At 60.3% G+C, this 18,775-nt stretch carries 18 protein-coding genes; 9 read left to right on the top strand and 9 right to left on the bottom strand.

Annotation, left to right across the window (positions count from 1 at the left end; translation table 11 throughout):
* Nucleotides 1-32 precede the first annotated feature (32 nt).
* The 7 genes from NPS56_RS23465 to NPS56_RS23435 all read left to right on the top strand — a co-directional run bounded on the left by NPS56_RS23465 (nucleotide 33) and on the right by NPS56_RS23435 (nucleotide 5,106).
* Nucleotides 33-413 (top strand): hypothetical protein, encoded by a 381-nt coding sequence (locus tag NPS56_RS23465; protein ID WP_274076830.1) that lies wholly within the window; start codon nucleotides 33-35, stop codon nucleotides 411-413.
* A gap of 169 nt (nucleotides 414-582) precedes the next feature.
* The gene (locus tag NPS56_RS23460; protein WP_274076829.1) at nucleotides 583-1,215 is read left to right on the top strand and encodes a TetR family transcriptional regulator; all 633 of its coding nucleotides are present in this window, start codon (nucleotides 583-585) and stop codon (nucleotides 1,213-1,215) included.
* A gap of 187 nt (nucleotides 1,216-1,402) precedes the next feature.
* Nucleotides 1,403-1,903 carry an urease accessory protein UreE gene (gene ureE / locus NPS56_RS23455; protein WP_274076828.1) on the top strand — a complete coding sequence of 167 codons (501 nt, stop codon included), beginning with the start codon at nucleotides 1,403-1,405 and terminating at the stop codon, nucleotides 1,901-1,903.
* The gene (locus NPS56_RS23450) at nucleotides 1,900-2,574 is read left to right on the top strand and encodes an urease accessory protein UreF (RefSeq protein WP_274076827.1); all 675 of its coding nucleotides are present in this window, start codon (nucleotides 1,900-1,902) and stop codon (nucleotides 2,572-2,574) included. Before ureE ends, NPS56_RS23450 begins: the two co-directional genes overlap by 4 nt.
* 23 nt (nucleotides 2,575-2,597) lie before the next feature.
* On the top strand, nucleotides 2,598-3,212 hold the full coding sequence (ureG, locus tag NPS56_RS23445) for an urease accessory protein UreG (protein ID WP_274076826.1): 615 nt from the start codon (nucleotides 2,598-2,600) through the stop codon (nucleotides 3,210-3,212).
* A gap of 29 nt (nucleotides 3,213-3,241) precedes the next feature.
* Entirely contained in the window at nucleotides 3,242-3,814 is a 573-nt protein-coding gene (locus NPS56_RS23440) for a HupE/UreJ family protein (RefSeq protein WP_274076825.1), read from the top strand.
* Between the two features lie 158 nt (nucleotides 3,815-3,972).
* Nucleotides 3,973-5,106 (top strand): AGE family epimerase/isomerase, encoded by a 1,134-nt coding sequence (locus NPS56_RS23435; RefSeq protein WP_274076824.1) that lies wholly within the window; start codon nucleotides 3,973-3,975, stop codon nucleotides 5,104-5,106.
* Nucleotides 5,107-5,145: 39 nt separating this feature from the next.
* Here NPS56_RS23435 and NPS56_RS23430 read toward each other — a convergent pair whose 3' ends face one another.
* The 9 genes from NPS56_RS23430 to NPS56_RS23390 form a co-directional block, all read right to left on the bottom strand.
* The gene (locus NPS56_RS23430) at nucleotides 5,146-6,051 is read right to left on the bottom strand and encodes a cation diffusion facilitator family transporter (RefSeq protein ID WP_274076823.1); all 906 of its coding nucleotides are present in this window, start codon (nucleotides 6,049-6,051) and stop codon (nucleotides 5,146-5,148) included.
* Between the two features lie 169 nt (nucleotides 6,052-6,220).
* On the bottom strand, nucleotides 6,221-6,991 hold the full coding sequence (locus tag NPS56_RS23425; RefSeq protein WP_274076822.1) for an SDR family oxidoreductase: 771 nt from the start codon (nucleotides 6,989-6,991) through the stop codon (nucleotides 6,221-6,223).
* A gap of 832 nt (nucleotides 6,992-7,823) precedes the next feature.
* Nucleotides 7,824-8,540 (bottom strand): ABC transporter ATP-binding protein, encoded by a 717-nt coding sequence (locus NPS56_RS23420; protein WP_274076821.1) that lies wholly within the window; start codon nucleotides 8,538-8,540, stop codon nucleotides 7,824-7,826.
* Entirely contained in the window at nucleotides 8,537-9,409 is an 873-nt protein-coding gene (locus NPS56_RS23415; RefSeq protein ID WP_274076820.1) for an ABC transporter ATP-binding protein, read from the bottom strand. The genes NPS56_RS23420 and NPS56_RS23415 overlap by 4 nt, the downstream gene beginning before the upstream one ends.
* Entirely contained in the window at nucleotides 9,406-10,689 is a 1,284-nt protein-coding gene (gene livM, locus NPS56_RS23410) for a high-affinity branched-chain amino acid ABC transporter permease LivM (protein WP_274076819.1), read from the bottom strand. The genes NPS56_RS23415 and livM overlap by 4 nt, the downstream gene beginning before the upstream one ends.
* Nucleotides 10,690-10,692: 3 nt before the next feature.
* Nucleotides 10,693-11,607 carry an ABC transporter permease subunit gene (locus NPS56_RS23405; protein ID WP_046819754.1) on the bottom strand — a complete coding sequence of 305 codons (915 nt, stop codon included), beginning with the start codon at nucleotides 11,605-11,607 and terminating at the stop codon, nucleotides 10,693-10,695.
* Nucleotides 11,608-11,862: 255 nt separating this feature from the next.
* Entirely contained in the window at nucleotides 11,863-12,996 is a 1,134-nt protein-coding gene (locus NPS56_RS23400) for a branched-chain amino acid ABC transporter substrate-binding protein (protein WP_274076818.1), read from the bottom strand.
* Nucleotides 12,997-13,358: 362 nt separating this feature from the next.
* Nucleotides 13,359-14,642, bottom strand: a complete 1,284-nt coding sequence (locus tag NPS56_RS23395; RefSeq protein WP_274076817.1) for an L-pipecolate oxidase — start codon at nucleotides 14,640-14,642, stop codon at nucleotides 13,359-13,361.
* Nucleotides 14,643-14,796: 154 nt separating this feature from the next.
* Nucleotides 14,797-16,287: an L-piperidine-6-carboxylate dehydrogenase gene (locus NPS56_RS23390; protein WP_274076816.1), complete on the bottom strand. Its 1,491-nt coding sequence runs from the start codon at nucleotides 16,285-16,287 to the stop codon at nucleotides 14,797-14,799.
* 175 nt (nucleotides 16,288-16,462) lie between these two features.
* Between NPS56_RS23390 and NPS56_RS23385 the strand changes: the two genes are divergently transcribed.
* Complete coding sequence (locus NPS56_RS23385; RefSeq protein ID WP_274076815.1) at nucleotides 16,463-17,365, top strand: LysR family transcriptional regulator; 903 nt, start codon at nucleotides 16,463-16,465, stop codon at nucleotides 17,363-17,365.
* 193 nt (nucleotides 17,366-17,558) lie between these two features.
* Entirely contained in the window at nucleotides 17,559-18,773 is a 1,215-nt protein-coding gene (pncB, locus tag NPS56_RS23380) for a nicotinate phosphoribosyltransferase (protein ID WP_274076814.1), read from the top strand.
* Nucleotides 18,774-18,775: the final 2 nt, after the last annotated feature.

Genomic DNA, 18,775 nt, shown 5'->3' with positions numbered 1-18,775 from the left:
CCAATTTATCGCACTCCTACGGAGCACCCATCATGAAACGCCAACTTCTGCTTAGCCTTACACTTTCAATGCTGGCCAGCACCGCTTTTGCACTGCCAGCCGCTGACCAGGCTACCCCGCAAGTCAAAGACACCCACTCGGTGTTCAGCCAAACCGTCGCCGCTGATGGCTCCGACCGCACTCCAGGTCAAACCATTGCCGAAGGTGGTAACGATCGCCTGAAAGAAAAAGGCCTGATCACTGAAGACGGCTACGATCAAACCCCACAAGGTCAAACTGTTGCAGAGGACGGCTACGACCAGACTCCACAAGGTCAAACCGTTGCCGCTGATGGTTCCGACCGTACCCCAGGTCAAACCGTTGCCGAAGGCGGTGGTGACCGTGTCATCGAACGCAACAGCGCTATGAGCTGAGCCCATGGCGGCCCCGAAAAAAAGCCCAATCACCGGATTGGGCTTTTGACTTTCTGGCTGTTCCGTTTATCGAAGCCGTACCTCCCCGCCTGATTCCCTCTGTCATTCGACGCCGGCAAAGCCGATTTGCTAGAGTGCGCCGCAGTCCTTTTCAGAAAACGCCCTTGCGATGCTGCCCCGCGCCGAACAGAAACAACAAACCCGTAACGCCTTGATGGACGCGGCCCGCCATTTGATGGAGGGTGGCCGAGGATTCGGCAGCCTGAGCCTGCGCGAAGTCGCGAAAACCGCCGGAATCGTCCCCACCGGTTTCTACCGGCATTTTACCGATATGGATGAACTCGGCCTGGTGCTGGTGAGCGAGGTCGGCCAGACCTTCCGTGAAACCATTCGCCTGGTGCGCCACAACGAGTTCGTCATGGGCGGCATCATCGACGCGTCCGTGCGGATTTTTCTGGATGTAGTGTCGGCCAACCGTTCGCAATTCCTGTTCCTGGCCAGGGAACAGTATGGTGGCTCGTTACCGGTACGCCTGGCCATCGGTCGACTGCGCGAAAACATCAGTTCGGACCTGGCCGCCGACCTGTCCCTGATGCCGAAACTGCAACACCTGGACATGGCCGGCCTGAGCGTCATGGCCGACCTGATCGTCAAAAGCGTGTTCGCCACCTTGCCGGACATTATCGATCCGCCGGTCGAGGCGCTGCCCGAGCACTTGACGCCCCAGGCAAAGATTACCCAACAGCTGCGGTTCATCTTTATCGGCCTCAAGCATTGGCAGGGGCTCGGCAGTACCGAGTAAGCACCGCGAAAGAACACCTGACTGGCTTCAACCTGGTGCACATGGAAAAAACCGTGCACCAATTTCAGCCAAAACCCTCGACACCCAGAAACTTTTCCTACGCCTCCTACAGGTATTTCCTACGCATCCCCGGATTGGCAAGCCCCTTGCTCTAGCCTGAGCATTGTCCATTGCTGGAAGCTTTCCGATGCTGGTGATTCATCGCAGAATCGACCCTCAACCCGACTGGGCCGCCGAGCTTCACTTGACCTTCGAAGCCCGGAGCAAAAGCCGTTTGCGCTGTTTCAGTGCCGAGGGCGAAGACGTCGGGTTGTTTTTGGAGCGGGGTCAATCACCCTTGTATGACGGCGAATGTCTGCAAGCCGAGGATGGCCGCGTTGTCCGTGTCTGTGCCCGTCCCGAGCAATTGCTGCACGTCACCTGCGCCAATGCCTTCGAACTGACCCGTGCCGCCTATCACCTGGGCAATCGCCATGTGGCCTTGCAAGTGGGCGACGGCTGGTTGCGCCTGCTCGACGACTACGTGCTCAAGGCCATGCTCGAACAACTCGGCGCCGAGGCCGAGCCCATCGAAGCTGCGTTTCAACCTGAACACGGCGCCTACGGCGGCGGCCATCATCATTCGCGTCACGGTGATGAAGACTTCAACTACCCGCCAAAACTGCACCAGTTCGGCGTGCGCCCATGAACCCTGCATGGGCATTGCTGCGCCTGGCCAGTCCGCAGTTGCCGATTGGCGGCTACAGCTATTCCCAGGGCCTGGAAATGGCCGTGGACAACGGCCGTGTGCACGATCCCGACAGCGCGCGCCGCTGGATCAGCGATCAGCTGCTGCTCAATCTCGCCCGTTTCGAGGCGCCGCTGCTACTCGCCCATTGCGTGGCGGCGGCCGAGGAAAACTGGAGCGAACTGCTGCAGCGCTGCGAAGAACACCGCGCCAGCCGGGAAACCCGCGAGCTGCATCAGGAAAGCCGGCAAATGGGCTACTCCTTGCAGCAGTTGCTCAACGGCCTGCCTGAGCTTGATTCAGCAGCGCGCGCCTTTCTCCAGCAACGACCCGAACCCCACCTGGCCCTGGGCTGGGCGCTGGCCGCTCGCGCCTGGCAGATCAGCCCGCAGGATGCGCTGGCCGCGTGGCTTTGGAGCTGGCTGGAAAACCAACTGGCGGTACTGATGAAAACCCTGCCATTGGGCCAGCAGGCCGCGCAGCGCCTGACCAGTGAACTGCTGCCGCTGCTGCAACAAGCCCAGCAGGACGCTACCCGAATCAACCCCGAACACTATGGCAGCGCCGCGTTTGGCCTGTCCCTGGCGTGTATGGCCCACGAGCGCCAGTACAGCCGCCTGTTCCGTTCCTAGGGCCTTTCATTTTGGAGAATCACATGAACACCCAACCTTTGCGCGTCGGCATCGGCGGCCCGGTCGGTTCCGGCAAAACCGCCCTGACCCTGGCCCTGTGCCTGGCCCTGCGCGAACGCTACAACCTGGCCGTGGTGACCAACGACATCTACACCCGCGAAGACGCGGATTTCCTGGTGCGCAACGAAGCGTTGGCGCCGGAACGCATCATCGGCGTGGAAACCGGCGGCTGCCCACACACGGCGATCCGCGAAGACGCCTCGATCAACCTCGAAGCCGTGGATCAGTTGAACCGCCGCTTCCCGGGGCTCGACCTGATCCTGGTGGAATCCGGTGGCGACAATCTCTCGGCCACCTTCAGCCCGGAGCTGTCCGACCTGACCATCTACGTGATCGACGTTTCCGCGGGCGACAAGCTGCCACGCAAAGGCGGACCGGGGATCTGCAAATCCGATCTGCTGGTGATCAATAAAATCGACCTGGCGCCGCTGGTGGGTGCGTCGCTGACCCTGATGGACAGCGACACCACGCGCATGCGCAACGGCAAGCCGTTCGTGTTCAGCAACCAGAAGACCGGCCAGGGCCTGGAAGAGATCATCGCCTTCATCGAACGCCAGGGCCTGCTGACGGCAGCCTGACCATGACTTATCAACAAGGAAGCTTCTGCATGACACTCAAACGCATTCTGGGCGCCATGGCCCTGCTGTTGACACCGGCCATTGCGCTGGCCCACCCGGGGTACGGTGACAATGGCTTGATCGCTGGCATTGGCCACCCGATCGGTGGCCTCGATCATCTGTTGGCGATGCTCGCGGTTGGCTTGTGGGCGGCGCAGCAGCAAGGTGCTGCGCGCTGGGTACTGCCGTGCACGTTCGTTGGCACCATGCTGATTGGCGGGATGCTGGGGTTTGAAGGGTTGGAACTGCCGGTAATGGAAGGCGGGATTGCTGCGTCTGTGCTGGCGTTGGGCCTGGCGGTTGCCTTGGCGGTGCGTCCGCCTTTGAGTCTGGCGATGGGTGCCACTGCACTGTTCGCATTGTTCCATGGCGTGGCCCATGGCCTGGAATTGCCGGACATGTCGAGTCCTTGGGCATATGCGGCAGGGTTTGTGGCGGCGACCGCAGCGCTGCATACCGCCGGTTATGTGATGGTGCGGGTGTTGCCTCAGGTGGCGGCGCCGCTGGTTCGACTGGCGGGTGCGGCTTCGGCGGCGACCGGAGTCTGGTTGTTGGCCGGCTAGCTCTCTATCGATTGTGATGGCCTCTTCGCGAGCAAGCCCGCTCCCACACAGTTCCAATGTGGGAGCGGGCTTGCTCGCGAAGGCGGCCGGACAGACACCACATCCCTCAGGCCTGCTAACATGTCGCGCAATCAACCCTGCCGTGACGACGCCAGCCAATGCCGCCTGTTTCCCGCTCCGCCTCCCAGCCTGAACTGACCGCCCTGTTTGCCTCGGTGCAACAGCACTTCCAGGACGTGATCGTGCCGCTTTGGCAAGGCCCCGGCTGGAATGCCGACATGGCGCTGCCCTATGAGGCGCTGGACGCCGAGCACACGCCGCTGCCCCCGCAACGCTACCGGGCAATGGCCTGCGCGCGGCAGTTGTACCTGTTCGCCAGCCTGATCGACCAGGTGCCCGGCGCGCAGGAACGCGCGGCGGCGCTGTTCCGTTCCTTGCAGCGGCACTTCCACGATGCCGAGCACGGGGGCTGGTTCTACAGCATCGACCCCCAGGGCGCGCCGCTGGATCAGCGTAAAGACCTCTACACCCACGCCTTCATTCTGTTCGCCTGCGCCCATTACTGGGACAAAGTCCGCGAGCCGCTGGTGGAATCGGTGCTCAACGCCGCACTGGAAGTGATCGCGCAACGTTTCGCCAGCGGCGACGGCCTCTACGAAGCGAGCCTGGATCGTGACTGGTCATCGCTGGACAGCGGACCGCTGCAGAATCCGCTGATGCACCTGGCTGAAGCCTTCCTCGCCACGCTGGCAGTGCGTGAAGACCTCGCCGTGCAGCAGGCGCTTGTCGACTTATGCACAGGGATGCAGCAGCGTTTTATCGATCCGCAGCACGGCGTGTTGATGGAAAAACCCTTGGGTGCTGTGGATAACTGGTTCGAACCGGGGCATCAGTTCGAGTGGTATTTCCTGCTGGAGTCGTCCGAGTTGCTGCGCGGTTCACCCTTGCACGCTTCGCTGGAGCGCGCCTTTGCCTTCACCGAGCAATTGGGCGTCGATCCACAGACCGGTGCCGTGCGGGCCATGCTCGACCTGGGGCCGGACGGCGGTTCTCGGGACGCGACGCAGCGAATCTGGGCCCAGGCCGAGTACCTGCGTGCATTGACCCTGCGGCCGGGCAGCGAGGCTGCGGTAGTTCGCCAGTTACAGGCGTTGCAACAGCGCTCGCTGCACGCGGGTGGCTGGTATGAATGCCGGGACGAGCACGGTGAAGTGAGCCGTCGGGACATGCCGTCGACTACGCCTTATCACTTGGCGACTTGTTACCGTGGCTTGGCTGAGTATCTCGACTGACAGCTAAAAGATCGCAGCCTGCGGCAGCTCCTACAGGATTTACGCGATCCACTTCTTGTCCCCGGTAAAGCTGATGGTCAGCCACCTCGCCGCATCAGGCTTGCCGAGCTTCGCGGAAATTTCCTCTCGTAGCGCATCCAGCTGCACCACGCTGTGCAGCCGGTAATCCGTCGGCAACACGATGTGAATCTCGATAAAACAGGCCCGGCCGTGTTTCTGCACGTAGGAAACGTAGTCGTCGAAACCATGCTCGATCTTCGCCTCCGCCAGCACCTGATTCACCTTGTCGTCCAGCTGATCCGGGGCGATTCCCAGCACATCACGCAATGCCGGGCCAAGAATCCTGAAAGCCGGCGCGAGCATGCTCAGGGCCAGCAGGATCAGGATCAGCGGATCGACATAAACCGCCCACTCGGCGTAACCCTGGGTTTTGAGCAACAGCGCGGCGAGAAAGCTCACCAGCAAGCCTGCCGACAGCATCGCGTCTACCAGCCAGCTGATGTTGTCGAATTGCAGCAGCGTGGATTTCAGCTTGCGGTTGCGATGGCGCACGTAGAAGAAATAGGCGAACTCAACGACGGTAAACACCGCCGCGTAGACGATCACCAGCCCAAGCTCAATCTCGCGGCCACCATTGATGATGCCGAACACACCGTTGAGAAACGCGTAGATGGCGATCAGCAACAGGAAGCTGCCTTCGATCAGCAGCACCATGGGTTCCAGATGCCAGAAACCAAACTGGAAACGCTGGTTGCTTTCCTTGGCGATCAATTTTGCGGTGATCAGCATCAGCACCTTGATAAAGGTCGCGATCAGCGAGAAGAAGCCATCGAACAGGATGGATTGGGCGCCTGAGACAACGCCGGTGACGATACCGGCGATCGCCACGGCCAGCATCAGGAAGGTCGATTGCTTGAGCAGCGCCTGCTCGCCTCGGTTGCTCACATGGTCTCCTCGAACCTTTGAGCCGCAGGGTGCGGCGGGGTGTTGGATGAGGAGTCTAGCTGATGTCCGGCGCTGTCTGTTCCGCCCCCTTCGCGAGCAAGCCCGCTCCACAGGGTTAGGCGCAATACCTGTGGGAGCGAGCTTGCTCGCGATTGGCCATAACGCGGTCTTACGCCTTGCCACCACTGCGATCAATCGCAAACCCGGCCCAGGTCTGGCTCACCGGCATCAGCTCCAGGCTGTTGATGTTGATATGCGCTGGCGCATTGAGGACCCAGAAAATGGTGTCGGCAATGTCTTGCGGCTGGATCGGCTCGGCACCGGCGTAGGTGGCGTTATAACGCTCCTGGTCACCGGCGAAACGCACCAGGGAGAACTCGCTCTCACACAGCCCCGGTTCGATGTTGCTGACCCGCACGCCGGTTCCCTGAAGGTCGCAGCGCAGGTTCAGGGAGAACTGTTTGACGAACGCCTTGCTCGCGCCATACACATGGCTGCCCGGGTAAGGGTAGTTGCCGGCGATGGATCCCAGGTTGACGATGCCGGCGCCACGGCCATGGGCGATCAGGCGCGGCAGCAGCAGACGCGTGCTGTACATCAGGCCTTTGATGTTGGTATCGACCATGGTGTCCCAATCGTCCAGGTCGCACTTGGGCGCCGGGTCGACACCCAGTGCCAGGCCTGCGTTGTTGATAAGTCCGCGCAGCTTGGCGAAGGACGGCGGCAGGTTGGCAATGGCTTCCTCCATGGCCTTGCGGTCGCGCACATCGAGCACCAGGCCATGCACCTCGGTCTGCTTCGACAACTCGGCGCACAGGGCGTTGAGGCGCTCTTCACGACGCCCCGTCAGCACCAGTTTCCAGCCGGCCTCGGCAAAACGTCGGGCACAGGCTTCACCAAAACCGGAAGTCGCGCCGGTGATAAACAGGGTGTTGGACATGGTGTTCTCCTTGCTACGGCTGATCGGCAGCCATTGGAATAGAAAATCAGCAGGCAGCATGCCCGGCCTTGCGCACAGCGGCAACCTGCGTGCTATCTGTACAAAAAACGAGCAAAGCTTGCAACGCCTTGCCGGCCGTGGCCTGCAGACATGTGCGCGCACGTTATCCACAAGCCGGTCCACAGTCTCTGGGGGCAAGTGGAAAAGCTGAAAGCCGCTATCCACAAGGCTTTGCGGGCTGATTTGAAACTTTTTTGCTTGACCCACATTGGCCTGCTGTGCAGCCAGGGGTCAATTTCCCGACCGGGCGGTCAAGCCTACGGTGGCGCCAAGCCAGTAACCACGGCCCTCAGCCGAGTCTTTCCAGAGTTTAACCACAGACTTATCCACAGGCTTGTTCACTGGATTGGGCCACACTTTCCTCACCAAGAAAAAGGTTGACAAAGCCGCCTTGAAGGCCAGAAAAAACGCCTGGTCAAAAAACAACCATAGCGCTGCAGGCCACGTATACAAAGGTGTTCAGCCAGCTACTCCCACGTTATTCACAGCCAGTTCCACAGCAAACGGGGACAAGTCAAAACCGTGACAAAACAACTATTTGCAGCGGCTTTATGTCGCGCTTTCGGAGGTCCTCAATTTTGTTTTCCACAATTTCCCTTTACCTCACACCGCCGCTCTTGTAGGAGCTGCCGAAGGCTGCGATCTTTTGATATTGATCTTTAAAAACAAGATCAAAAGATCGCAGCCTCGTTGCACGAGACAGCTCCAGGATTTGCGCGGGCGAAAAAAAACGCCCTGGTTTCGTCAGGGCGTTTTTATTGGACGCTAAGGCCTAGTGCCCGCCGAGATACGCGTTACGCACATCCTCGTTGACCAACAACTCCTTGCCCGTGCCGGTCATGCGAATCTCGCCATTGACCATCACATAGGCCCGGTCCGACAGCCGCAGCGCATGGTTGGCGTTCTGCTCGACCAGGAAAATGGTCATGCCGGTCTTGGCCAGTTCCCGCAGGGTCGCGAAGATCTGCTTGACCACGATGGGTGCCAGCCCGAGGCTCGGCTCATCGAGCAAGAGCAATTTCGGCCGGCTCATCAGGGCCCGGGCGATGGCCAGCATCTGCTGCTCGCCACCGGACATGGTCATCGCACGCTGGGTGCGCCGCTCTTCGAGCCGCGGGAACAGCTGGAACATGCGCTGCATGTCTTCCTTGGCGTACTTGTCACCGATAGGGATGGTGCCCATCAGCAGGTTTTCCTCGACGGTCATGTCGGGGAACACCCGCCGCCCTTCCGGCGACTGTGCGATGCCGTTGGAGGCGATGTAGTGCGATGATTTGTGGGTGATGTCCACGCCCTGGTAGAGGATCTGCCCGTCCGCCGCCCGCGGCTGACCGAAGATCGACATCAGCAGGGTCGACTTGCCGGCACCGTTGGAGCCGATCAGGCTGACGGTTTCCCCTTCGTTGATGTGCAGCGAAACGTTCTTCAGGGCCTGGATCGGCCCGTAGAACACATCCAGGTCCTTGAGTTCGAGGATGGGTTGGCTCATACCACTTCCTCTTCATCGGCGCCCAGGTAGGCGGCAATCACTTTCGGGTCGTTGCGGATGTCGTCGGGACCGCCCTCGGCGATGACGACGCCGTGGTCCAGCACCACGATGTGGTCGGAAATACTCATTACCATGCCCATGTCGTGTTCGATCAGCACCACGGTCAGATCGTGCTCGTCGCGCAGCAGCCGGATCATCGCGCTCAGCGCTTCGGTTTCCTGAGGGTTGAGGCCGGCGGCCGGTTCGTCGAGGCATATGATCTGCGGACGGGTGCACATGGCCCGGGCAATTTCCAGGCGGCGTTGCTGGCCGTAGGACAGTTCGCCCGCCAGGCGGTTGGCGCAGTCCACCAGGTCTACCACTTCCAGCCAGTAGAAGGCGTGGTCCAGCGCATCGCTTTCGGCCTTGCGGTAGCCCTTGGTGTTGAGGATGCCGGCCAGCATGTTGCGGTTGACCCACATGTGCTGGGCCACCAGCAGGTTTTCCAGCACCGACATTTCCTTGAACAGGCGAATGTTCTGGAACGTCCGCGCCAGGCCCGCCCGGTTCACCAGGTGGGTGCCGCCGAACATTTTGTAGCGCAGCCGGGTGATGAAGTTTTTTGGCGAGACGAAATCGGTCGGCTTGAACGATTCGCCCAGCAACTGGATGACGTTGGTCCGCTGCCCGCGTACGTTGAGTTCGATCTTGCCGCCCGAGGCCTTGTAGAATCCGGTCAGGCAGTTGAACACCGTGGTCTTGCCGGCACCGTTGGGGCCGATCAGGGCGAAGATCGAGTTGCGCTTGACCTTCAGGCTCACATCATTCAACGCCTTGATGCCGCCGAAGTGCATCATCAGCTTCTCTACCGAGAGTACGACTTCGCTCATGGCGCTACTCCTTTACGCGGGGTCACACCGGTACGGCTGATCCGAATCAGGCCACGCGGTCTCCAGATCATCATCAACACCATCAGGATGCCGAACAGCAGCACGCGGTATTCGGCGAAGCCACGCAGCAGTTCCGGAGCCACGGTCAGGACGAAGGCCGCAATGACCACGCCTATGGTCGAACCCATGCCGCCGAGGACCACGATGGCGAGGATCAGGGCCGATTCGAAGAAGGTGAACGAGGTCGGGTTGACGAAGCCCTGGTAGGTGGCGAAGAACACGCCGGCCAGGCCCGCCGTCGATGCGCCGATGGTGAAGGCCGAGAGCTTGACCAGCACGTGGTTCAGGCCCATGGAGCGGCAGGCGATTTCGTCTTCACGCAGGGCTTCCCAGGCGCGACCAACCGGCATCTTGACCAGGCGATGCTTGATGTACAGCACGGCCAGAACCACCAGGAACAACACTGCGTAGATGAAGTAGTACTTCACGTCCGGGTTGTAGGCGATGCCGAAGAACTCATGGAACGGCACGCCGCCATCCTTCGCGCGCTTGCCGAATTCCAGGCCGAAGAAGGTCGGCAGGGGTGCCGGCATGCCGTTCGGGCCGCCGGTCAGGGACAGCCAGTTGTTGAGGATCAACCGGATGATTTCACCAAAACCCAGGGTCACGATCGCCAGGTAGTCACCGTGCAGGCGCAGTACCGGGAAACCGAGGATGCAACCAGCCAGCCCGGCGGCGATCGCCGCCAGCGGCAGCACCGTCCAGAAGCCCAACCCCAGGTACTGATAACCGAGCGCCAGGCCGTAGGCACCGATGGCGTAGAACGCCACGTAACCCAGGTCGAGCAGGCCGGCCAGGCCGACCACGATGTTCAGCCCCAGGCCCAGCAGCACGTAGATCAGCCCGAGGATGACCACGCCCAGCAGGTAGGAGTTGGAGAAAAACGGGAACACCACGGCGAGGACGATCATCAGCGGGATGATCCAGCGCAACCGCGACTTGTAGTCGGGTGCCAGTACATGCACCCCAGAGCCGGTGCTTTCAAAACCTTCGAGGATGCTCAAGCCCTTGGGGGTTTGCAGGAACATGCTCAAGGCAAAACGACCGGCCATGACGATGGCGACAATCCACGCCACGCGGCTGGTTTCCAGATTGAAGCCATAGCCATCGAGGACAACCCCGACAATCGGCCCGAACACGATCAGGGCGATCAGGCCGGCAAGAATCGCGTCAACCAGACTTTTCTTGAGATCAATGGTTTTTTTAGTGGTTGAGGACATCGCTTACACCTTCGACACAAGAGGACGGCCGAGCAGGCCTTGGGGCCGAAAGACCAGAACGAGAACCAGCAGCGAGAAACTGAAAACGTCTTTGTAGTCCGAGTTCACCAGGCCCGAGAACAGCGACTCGGAAATCCCGAGGATGATCCCGCCCAACATGGCGCCTGGCAGTGAGCCGATGCCGCCGAGCACCGCGGCGGTGAACGCCTTGATGCCGATGATGAAGCCGGCATAGAAGTCGAACGTGCCGTAGTTCATGGTGATCAGCACGCCGGCCAGGGCCGCCATCGCTGCACCGATGATGAACACATAGGAAATCACCCGGTCGGTGTTGATCCCCAGGATCGAAGCCATCTTGCGGTCTTGCTGGGTCGCACGGCACATGCGGCCGAGCTTGGTGTACTTGATGATGTAGGTCAGCGCGGCCATCCCGACAAACGCGGCGACCAGAATGAACACCTTGGTGTAGGTCAACTGCACAAAACCTGTGCCGACCTCGACACGCCAGGCCCCCGTGAGCAACGTGGGAACGCCCTGTTGCTTGGCGCCCTGGGCGATCTGCGCATAGTTTTGCAGGATCAGCGAGATACCGATGGCGCTGATCAGCGGTGCCAGTCGGGTGGAGTTACGCAGGGGTTTGTAGGCGACGCGCTCGATGACCCAGCCATACACCGCCGTGACGACGATGGTGAAGATCAGTGTGCCGAGCATCAGCAGAGGGAAGGATTCAATCCCGAAGTATGCCAGCAGAGCCAGACTGATTGCCGCGAGGTAAGCGGAAATCATGTAAACCTCGCCGTGGGCGAAGTTGATCATGCCGATGATGCCATAGACCATTGTGTAGCCGATGGCGATCAGGCCATAGACCGACCCGAGGGTGAGGCCGTTGACCAGTTGCTGCAGGAAAATACCATCCATAACGCAATCTCACGCAATGAGAACCTGCACATGTGGCTGTGCGGTTCTTCTAAGGAAAATACAGATTTACGTCGGAGCAATGTCAATCACGATCAGGCTGGACACCACGTCCCCCTGTAGGAGCTGGCTTGTCGGGTCGCCGCATCGCAGCGAAAGCGGTGTTCCAGCCAACATTGATGTCGACTGAACGGGCGCATTCGCGGGCAAGCCCGCTCCTACAAAGGATCAGTGGGGTTCAGCTGATCGGGTCAGCCCTTACTTCTGTTTTTCCAGCTGGTGGTATTTGCCATCCTTGTCCCACTGGTAAACCACGTAGTCGGAGACTTTCAGGTCGCCCTTGCTGTCCCAGGTCTTATCGCCCATGACGGTCTTGACCGTGTTCTTCTTCAGCCACGCAGCCGCTTCTTCGCCCTTGTTGGACTTGGCGCCGTTGAAGGCCGCCGCGAGGGTCTGGACCGAAGCGTAGGCGTACAGGGTGTAGCCTTCAGGCTCGGTACCGGCCTTGCGGAAGGCGTCTACCACGGTCTTGCTGTCTGGCAGCAGGCGTGGGTCGGCACCGAAGGTCATCAGCACGCCGTCGACGAATTGCGGACCGCCAGCGGTGGTCACCAGCTCGTCGGTCACGATGCCGTCGTCGGACATGAACTTGACGTCTTTCAGGCCTTGTTCACGCAGTTGGCGAACCAGAGGACCGGCTTCCGGGTGCAGGCCACCGAAGTAGACGACGTCGGCGCCGGCACCGCGGATCTTGGTCACGATGGTGCTGAAGTCTTTCTCGCCACGGGTCAGGCCTTCGTACAGCACTGGCGTTACGCCGCGCTTGACCAGTTGGGCCTTGGTGGCATCAGCCAGGCCTTGGCCGTAGGTGTCCTTGTCGTGCAGCACGACAACCTTCTTGCCCTTGAGCACGTCGACGATGTAGTCGCCGGCCACGATGCCTTGCTGGTCGTCACGACCGCACATGCGGAACATGGCGCTCAGGCCGCGTTCGGTAACCTGTGGGTTGGTGGAACCTGGAGTGATGGCGATGATGCCCGCTTCGTCGTAGATCTCGGAAGCCGGAATGGTCGAGGAGGAGCAGAAGTGACCGACCACGCCGGCGACTTTCTGGTTGGTCAGGTCTTTGGCGACCGTCACAGCCTGTTTAGGTTCGCAGGCGTCATCGCCCTTGACCAGTACGATTTTTTCCCCGTTGACGCCGCCCGCTGCGTTCACCGCATCGGCTGCTGCCTGTGCACCCTTCATGTACTGCTCGCCAAATGCGGCGTTGGCGCCCGTCATGGGTCCCGCTACGCCGATCTTGATGTCGGCCTGAGCAAACGCAGAAACACCCAACGCAGCTGCCACTGCGAGGGCCAGAAAACCTTTCTTGTAAAACGTCTGGGACATGAGGTGGTGCTCCATGGTTTTTTTAATTGGCACTGCGACTTCACTGACTGCTCAGAGCAAGGGCCGTGCCATCGGTTTTTTATTCTGAAAAAAGTCGCTGCTTTATTATTATTTCGACTGTCTCGGGCCCATTTTCATTGGGCGTGCAACCGTCTAAACCGCGGAAGGTAAAACCATTATTTTTTTGAGGCGCAACCCGCCTGCGCCATCATTGCAACCGCGGCACTAAACGACGTGCAACCAGCCTGTAACAACGTGCGTCACCGAAGTGCACACTACCGGTGCGGGACTGCTACAACCCGCACCATTACAGGCTAGCTGCTGATCGAAAAAGCGCCGCTTTCGACTACAAAAATCAACATTCAGATCACGATCCGCAAGCACTGGCCCGCGTGATACAGCGAAAATCCCGCCTCGTACAGACAGCTGCGCAACCCCACCCCGGCCAATGGCTGCATGGGCGCGAAGGGAATCGGTAGCGCTTGAGGATTTCCGTTACACAAGTAATCAGCAAAGGCCTTGCCGACCACCGTCCCCGTGGTCACACCCCTGCCGTTGTAACCGGTGACTGCCACTAAACCGGGCGCCGGTTCGAACAGGCGCATCAGATGATCGGGGGTGAAGGCGATGCAACCGGTCCAGGTGCACTCCCATTCCACCGGTTTGAGGTAGGGGAAGTAATGCTGCTGCACCCGATCGGCCCAGGCCTTGAGAAACCAGGCCGGCTTCTGGTTGCCATTGCCGAGACTGCCGAGCAGCAGGCGCCCGTCTTTGTCCCGGCGGATACTGCTGAGCACCTGGCGGGTATCCCAGGAACCCTGGCCGCCGGGCAGGATTTGCTGCGCGGCGTCTTCGGTCAGAGGCACCGAGGCCACCTGATAGTAATAACCGGGGAAGAAATTGCGCCGCAACTCGGTCCAGTCGCCTTCGGTGTAGGCGTTGGAAGCGATCACCACCTGTTCGGCCAGGACCGAACCCTGCGCGGTTTGCACTGACCAGCGCTGTCCCTGGCGTTCGAGGCGGGTGACCGGGGAATGATCGAACAACTGACCGCCCAGGCCGATGGCCGCCTTGGCCAATCCCGTTGTGTAGGCCATTGGGTTAAGCGTGCCGGCACGGCGATCGAGCAATGCCGCGGCAATTTTTTTGGTCCCCGTCGCTTGCTCGCAAGCTTGCCCGGTCAGCAGCTCGACGGGCGCGCCACGGCGTTTCCATTGTTCTTCACGACTGCGCAGATCCGCTTCGCCACGGGCGTTGTGCGCCATGTGCAGCGTGCCTTCGCGGCGCAATTGGCAATCGATGTTGTACTTGTCCACAAGGCTGAACACCAGGGATGGCGCCGCCCCCAGCATGCGGTTGAGCTGGCTGCCCACCGCCTCGCCAAACCCGGCTTCGATCTCGTCCGGGGGAATCCACATGCCGGCATTGACCAGCCCGACGTTGCGCCCCGAGCCGCCATGCCCGGCGCGATGGGCTTCGAGCACACACACTGTCTTGCCCTGTTCCAGCAGATGCACCGCCGCCGACAGCCCGGTAAAACCGGCGCCTATGACGCAGACATCGACTTTCACTTCACCCTTGAGCGCCGTATTGTCGGGCCTTTGTGGCGTCAATTTTTCCCACAGACACTCTTCGCGTAACGGCATTGCCAGACTCCAACAGAAACCTAACCAACACACAAATCAGTGTGGGAGCGGGCTTGCTCGCGAAAGCGGTATGTCAGCCACTAATAATGTCGACTGACAGATTGCATTCGCGAGCAAGCCCGCTCCCACAGGGGATCATTGTTTGACTCGAGATTTAGTCAAACGTAATCCCCTGCGCCAACGGCAACTCCAGCGAATAGTTCACGGTATTGGTCTGACGGCGCATGTACCCGCGCCATGCATCCGAACCGGACTCACGACCACCACCGGTCTCTTTCTCGCCACCAAAGGCACCACCGATTTCCGCCCCGCTCGGGCCGATATTGACGTTGGCGATGCCGCAATCGCTGCCCACCGCCGACATGAACTGCTCGGCTTCACGCACGTCGGTGGTGAAGATGCACGACGACAGGCCTTGCGGCACAGCGTTGTTCAAGCGAAGGGCTTCGTTGAAATCGCTGTAGCCGACCACATACAGGATCGGTGCGAAGGTTTCATGGCAGACCACATCGCTCTGCTCCGGCATTTCGACGATGGCCGGCGAAACGTAGTAGGCATTGGGGAATTTGTCTTCCAGCTGACGCTTGCCACCGAACACCCGGCCGCCTTCGCTCAGAGCCTGCTCCAGCGCGTCCTGCATGTTGTCGAAGCTTTGCTTGTCGATCAGCGGACCGATCAGGTTGCCTTCCAGCGGATGGCCGATGCGCACCTTGGAGTAGGCGGCCTTGAGGCGGGTGACGATTTCTTCTTTCACCGACTCGTGGGCGATCAGGCGACGCAGCGTGGTGCAGCGCTGGCCGGCAGTGCCGACGGCGCTGAACAGAATCGCGCGAACGGCCATGTCCAGATCGGCGCTTGGGCCGAGGATCATCGCGTTGTTGCCGCCCAATTCGAGGATGCTGCGAGCGAAACGCGCAGCGATTTTCGGCGCCACTTCACGGCCCATGCGGGTGCTGCCGGTGGCGCTGACCAGTGCGACACGCGGGTCATCGACCAGGGCTTCGCCGGCATCGCGGCCGCCAATGATGACCTGGCTCAGACCCGCCGGCGCATCGCTGAAGTTCTTCAGCACGCGGTCGAACAGCGCCTGACAGGCCAGTGCGGTCAGCGGAGTCTTTTCCGACGGTTTCCAGATCACCGGGTTGCCGCAAACCAGCGCCAGGGCAGCGTTCCAGGCCCAGACCGCAACCGGGAAGTTGAAGGCGCTGATCACGCCGACGACGCCCAGCGGGTGCCAGGTTTCACGCATATGGTGGCCAGGACGCTCGGAGGCGATGGTCAAGCCGTACAGTTGACGGGACAGGCCGACGGCGAAGTCGCAGATGTCGATCATTTCCTGAACTTCACCCAGGCCTTCCTGGGTGATCTTGCCGGCCTCCCAGGAAACCAGCTCGCCGAGATCGGCCTTGTACTCGCGCAGGATGTCACCCAGTTGACGCACCAGCTCGCCGCGACGCGGTGCCGGCACCTTGCGCCACAGTTCGAATGCATGATCTGCACGACTGATGTGCTGCTCGACTTCAGCGGCACCTTCCCAGTTGACGGTGGCAAGGGTGCTGCCATCGATCGGTGAATGCACCGGCACCTTGCCGTTCTGGTACAGGGCCGGATTTACACCAAGACGATCAAGCAATGCGGCAACCATGGGTCACTCCTCAAGCAAAAAACGGAACGTGTGCAGCCGCCGAATCACGACTGATCAGACCTGTAGTTTTAGCGCTCCCGAGGTTACTCAACAAACGACCATTAAGAGAGATATCATTCCGTTTATTCATGCTGTGCATTGCTGGCAATAAAGAGACAAGCAAAAAGGATCGCCCATGCTGAACAAACGCTATTTGCCCTCGATCGCTGCGCTGCAGTGTTTCGAGGCCGTGACCCGCCACCTGAGCTTCACCCGGGCCGCGGAAGAGCTGAACCTGACCCAGAGCGCCGTCAGTAAACAGGTGGCGCAACTGGAAGAGCTGTTGCAGCACCTGCTGTTTCGCCGGGTTCGCCGACGCCTGCAAATGACGCCAGCGGGCGATTTGTACTTGGTAGAGGTACGAAAAATCCTCACCCAGGTTGAGATGTCGACCCATTACCTGCGTTCCTACGGCGGTGAAACCGAAGTCCTGCGCGTCTCCACACCCTCGACCTTCGGCGCACGCTGGCTGGTGCCTCGCCTCAAGGGTTGGCGCCTGCGTCATCCGTCGATCCACCTGGACCTGTGCAACGAACAGGAAGCCGACGACCTGCTGCAAGGGCGCAGCGACCTGGCGTTCTACTTCGGCCAGGGTTCACGCCCCGGTACCGAATGCCTGAAACTGTTCAGCGAAGAGCTGGTGCCCGTGTGTGCGCCAGGCAGCCTGCCCGACACGCCGTTCACCGACCCGACGCAACTCACCGACCTGGTCCTGCTGCAAAACGCCTCCCGCCCCCAGGCCTGGCACGACTGGTTCGACAGCCAGGGCTACCACACTGAACACAGCTACCACGGCCCGCGTTTTGAAACTTTCTACATGTGCATCCGCGCGGCGCAGGTCGGCTGCGGGGTAGCGCTGCTGCCACGGTTCCTGGTGGAAGAGGAACTGGCCGACGGCAAACTGGTCATTCCCTGGCAGCATGCAATGCCCAGCACCGACGCCTACTACCTGGCGTATCCCGAACATTCGGCGGAAGTGCCCAAGGTGCGCGATTTCGTGAAGTGGATGCTGGAGCAGGTTGATAGCCCGGAAATTTAGCGTTGCACGCCATCCCTGTGGGAGCGAGCTTGCTCGCGATGACGTCACTTACACTCAACACTTTAATTGACTGTCAGTCCGCTATCGCGAGCAAGCTCGCTCCCACCGGGATCCGATGCAGACTAAAAAATTACTGGCAATCCCTATCACCGTTATGCGCCACTAGCCTTATTCCATGTGGAGAACCCCCGTTATGAGCGAGAGTGTGTTTGCCGATCGCATCGTGCAGAACCTGCTCGACACCGACTTCTACAAACTGACGATGATGCAGGCGGTGCTGCACAACTACCCGAACGTAGAAGTCGAATGGGAGTTTCGTTGCCGTAACAGCGAGGATTTGCGCCCCTATCTGGCGGAGATCCGTTTCCAGATCGAACGGCTGGCCGAGCTGAGCCTGAGCGCCGACCAATTGGGTTTTCTGGAGCACATCAGCTTCCTCAAGCCGGACTTCCTGCGTTTTCTCGGGCTGTTTCGCTTCAACCTGCGCTACCTCCACACCGGTATCGAAAACGGTGAACTGTTCATCCGCCTGCGTGGCCCGTGGTTGCATGTGATCCTCTTCGAAGTGCCAATATTGGCGATCGTCAGCGAAGTGCGTAACCGCTATCGCTATCGGGAAATCGTCCTGGAGCAGGCCCGCGAGCAGCTCTATCGCAAGTTCGACTGGCTGACCGCCAACGCCAGCGGCGACGAATTGTCCGAGTTTCAGGTAGCCGACTTCGGCACGCGCCGGCGCTTTTCGTACCGGGTGCAGGAAGAGGTTGTGAACGTGCTCAAGCACGACTTCCCCGGGCGTTTCGTCGGCACCAGCAACGTGCACCTGTCCCGGGAGCTGGAGATGAAGCCGCTGGGCACAATGGCCCACGAATGGATCATGGCCCACCAGCAACTCGGCCCGCGGCTGATCGACAGCCAGATTGCCGCCCTCGATTGCTGGGTCCGCGAATACCGCGGCCTGCTGGGGATCGCCCTGACCGACTGCATTACCCTCGATGCCTTCCTCGGCGACTTCGACCTGTTTTTCGCCAAGCTCTTCGACGGTTTGCGCCACGATTCCGGTGATCCGGTGCTCTGGGCAGAGAAGGCCATCGCCCACTATCACAAGCTCGGCATCGACCCGATGAGCAAGACCCTGACCTTCTCCGACAGCCTGACGCTGCCCAGGGCACTGGAAATATTCCGCGCGCTGCGGGGTCGTATCAATGTCAGCTTCGGCATCGGCACCAACCTGACCTGTGACATTCCAGGTGTCGAACCCATGAGCATCGTGCTTAAAATGACCGCCTGCAACGGCGCGCCGGTGGCAAAAATCTCCGACGAGCCCGGCAAGACTCACTGCAAAGACCCGAATTTCGTCGCCTATTTGCGACACGTTTTCCAAGTTCCTGCCCCCTCTAGCAAGGAGTGAAT

It is taken from the genome of Pseudomonas putida (assembly GCF_028682635.1).
In the GTDB taxonomy this organism is placed as follows: Bacteria; Pseudomonadota; Gammaproteobacteria; order Pseudomonadales; family Pseudomonadaceae; genus Aquipseudomonas; species Aquipseudomonas putida_AE.
This window is presented reverse-complemented; position numbering and strand designations above follow the sequence as displayed.